Genomic DNA, 2,793 nt, shown 5'->3' with positions numbered 1-2,793 from the left:
TTAACGCCGAAGAAAGATTGAAAATAACCATGAAAAATACCCCGTACAACTCACAGCATATTCCGCCGCAAGCGCCGGGGAATCAGCAAGGCTTTTGGTCTCAAATGGCCAGAAAAGGTGTGCACTTTCCGTTTACTCGTAACAATTATCATGTGCCAATTAAAGAGCAGGTATCACGAAAGGCCTCTGAGCTTAAAATATTTAGTCCGACAGAGCAAAGATACAATGAGCGTCAAATATTCGAATGTAAACAAGGACAGTAGATGAAAAAGATCATATCAACCGGAGTACTCTGCCTATTACTGGCTGGTTGTAGCATGATGAATAGAGAACGCGTACCTGATGAAGTTCCGGATTGGACTGTAGCTTATGCTATGCCATCATTTTATCCAGTCAGAGTCACTAAAGCATATGGTATTAACACGCAAGAAGATTGGACCTCTATTTTACACACCCACAGCCAATTTATGACGGTTAGTGACTTCAACCGTATTAAGGGCTTTTTACCTGATTATAATGGTTATGGGTTACCTCTCGCTTTTGCTACTATGGGAGGAGATTCACAAATCCAACCTACCAATCATTTACCCGATAAAGTCGTGCTTTACTGGACATCCCTTTTTGACGCGAAGTTCTATATTACTGAATTAGATGTTACCCAAAAAATGAAAGCGCTGATGTATAAACAACAAAACCATGTTGAGGCTGATGGAATAAACCGAACCTGCTACCAAACGACATTTGATTTTGGTTTCCTACCAAATGGGCAAGTGAAAGTGTGGCTTGAAGGGTGTGGCAAGTATACGTACGTTACTGAGCTATCGCCAACGAGCACACCCGAAACGGACTATAACGGAAATTCATCAACTGCCTACAAGCATGATTATGAAGACGAGTTAAATATTAGAGCTAAAAAGGCTAACGCAACCTTGAGACCTATCCCTTGGGACAAGGTAAATAAGATATATACATCAAAAAAATATATTGTAGATCAGCTTCATTAATATTGTTTACCGCCTCACAAAAACCTGTGAGGCGCTCAATGAAAGAGCTAGATTCAGCATTAATTACACAAGGACAGTAAATGAAAAATATCATATCAACCGGAGTATTCTGCCTATTACTGGCTGGTTGTAGCATGATAAATAGAGAACGCGTACCTGATGAAGTTCCAAATTGGACTGTAGCTTATGCTATGCCATCATTTTATCCAGTCAGAGTCACTAAAGCATATGGTATTAACACGCAAGAAGATTGGACCTCTATTTTACACACCCACAGCCAATTTATGACGGTTAGTGACTTCAACCGTATTAAGGGCTTTTTACCTGATTATAATGGCTATGGATTACCACTCTACTTTACTACGATGGGCGGGTATAGACAAATTCGACCTACCAATCATTTACCCGATAAAGTCGTGCTTTACTGGACATCCCTTTTTAACGCGAAGTTCTATATTACTGAATTAGATGTCACTCCAAAAATGAAAGCGCTGATGTATACACAACAGCATCATGTGGAATCTGACGGAATAAAACGTACTTGCTATCAAAGTCAATTTGATTTTGGCTTTCTACCAAATGGACAAGTGAAAGTGTGGCTAGAAGGGTGTGGCAAGTATACGTACGTTACTGAGCTGTCACCAACTAGCATGCCTGATACTGACTATAATTCAATCACATCGAAACAATATTTCCAAGCAACAGAATATGTAAAAAAAAGAGCTAAAAAGGCTAACGCAACCTTAACGCCTATCCCTTGGGGCAAGGTAAATAAGGTTTATACATCAAAACATTTTACTGTTGACCAGCTTCATTAATATTGACTTCTCGCCTCACAGGTTTCTGTGAGGCGCTCAATGAAAGAGCTAGATTCAGCGTTCATTACACAAGGACAGTAAATGAAAAAGATCATATCAACCGGAGTACTCTGCCTATTACTGGCTGGTTGTAGCATGGTGAATAGAGAACGCGTACCTGATGAAGTTCCTGATTGGACTGTGGCTTATGCTATGCCATCATTTTACCCTGTCAGAGTCACTAAAGCATATGGTATTAACACGCAAGAAGATTGGACCTCTATTTTACACACTCATAGTCAGTTTATGACGGTTAGTGATTTTAAGCGTATAAAAGGCTTTTTACCTGATTATAATGGTTATGGGTTACCTCTCGCTTTTGCTACTATGGGAGGAGATTCACAAATCCAACCTACCAATCATTTACCCGATAAAGTCGTGCTTTACTGGACATCCCTTTTTGACGCGAAGTTCTATATTACTGAATTAGATGTTACCCAAAAAATGAAAGCGCTGATGTATAAACAACAAAACCATGTTGAGGCTGATGGAATAAACCGAACCTGCTACCAAACGACATTTGATTTTGGTTTCCTACCAAATGGGCAAGTGAAAGTGTGGCTTGAAGGGTGTGGCAAGTATACGTACGTTACTGAGCTATCGCCAACTAGCACACCCGAAACGGACTATAACGGAAGTACTTACTCTGATCACAACCAGACAAGAAACGCTGTACTTAAAAGTGCTAAAAAGGCTAACGCAACCTTAACGCCTATCCCTTGGGACAAGGTAAATAAGATATATACATCAAAAAAATATATTGTAGATCAGCTTCATTAATATTGACTTATCGCCTCACAGAAACCTGTGAGGCGCTCAATGAAAGAGCTAGATTCAGCATTCATTACACAAGGACAGTAAATGAAAAAGATCATATCAACAGGAGTATTCTGCCTATTACTGGCTGGTTGTAGCATGATAAATAGAGAACG

At 39.8% G+C, this 2,793-nt stretch carries 3 protein-coding genes and 1 pseudogene; all 4 read left to right on the top strand.

The window, feature by feature from the left end:
• Nucleotides 1-263 (top strand): annotated as a pseudogene (locus tag C9J42_RS21165) (hypothetical protein); the annotation flags it as partial.
• Entirely contained in the window at nt 264-1,004 is a 741-nt protein-coding gene (locus C9J42_RS21160) for a DUF2931 family protein (protein ID WP_107302298.1), read from the top strand.
• 80 nt (nt 1,005-1,084) lie between these two features.
• Entirely contained in the window at nt 1,085-1,822 is a 738-nt protein-coding gene (locus C9J42_RS21155; RefSeq protein WP_107288183.1) for a DUF2931 family protein, read from the top strand.
• An 81-nt stretch (nt 1,823-1,903) separates the two neighbouring features.
• On the top strand, nt 1,904-2,641 hold the full coding sequence (locus tag C9J42_RS21150) for a DUF2931 family protein (protein ID WP_107302297.1): 738 nt from the start codon (nt 1,904-1,906) through the stop codon (nt 2,639-2,641).
• Nucleotides 2,642-2,793: the final 152 nt, after the last annotated feature.

Source organism: Photobacterium sp. GB-56 (genome assembly GCF_003026105.1).
Taxonomy (GTDB): domain Bacteria; phylum Pseudomonadota; class Gammaproteobacteria; order Enterobacterales; family Vibrionaceae; genus Photobacterium.
Note: the sequence above shows the minus strand (reverse complement) of the source record. Positions and strands in the feature narration are given on the sequence as shown.

Coding starts and splice junctions, on each gene's coding strand:
- C9J42_RS21155 (WP_107288183.1), top strand. CDS start 1,085: ATGAAAAATATCATATCAACCGGAGTATTCTGCCTATTACTGGCTGGT.
- C9J42_RS21160 (WP_107302298.1), top strand. CDS start 264: ATGAAAAAGATCATATCAACCGGAGTACTCTGCCTATTACTGGCTGGT.
- C9J42_RS21150 (WP_107302297.1), top strand. CDS start 1,904: ATGAAAAAGATCATATCAACCGGAGTACTCTGCCTATTACTGGCTGGT.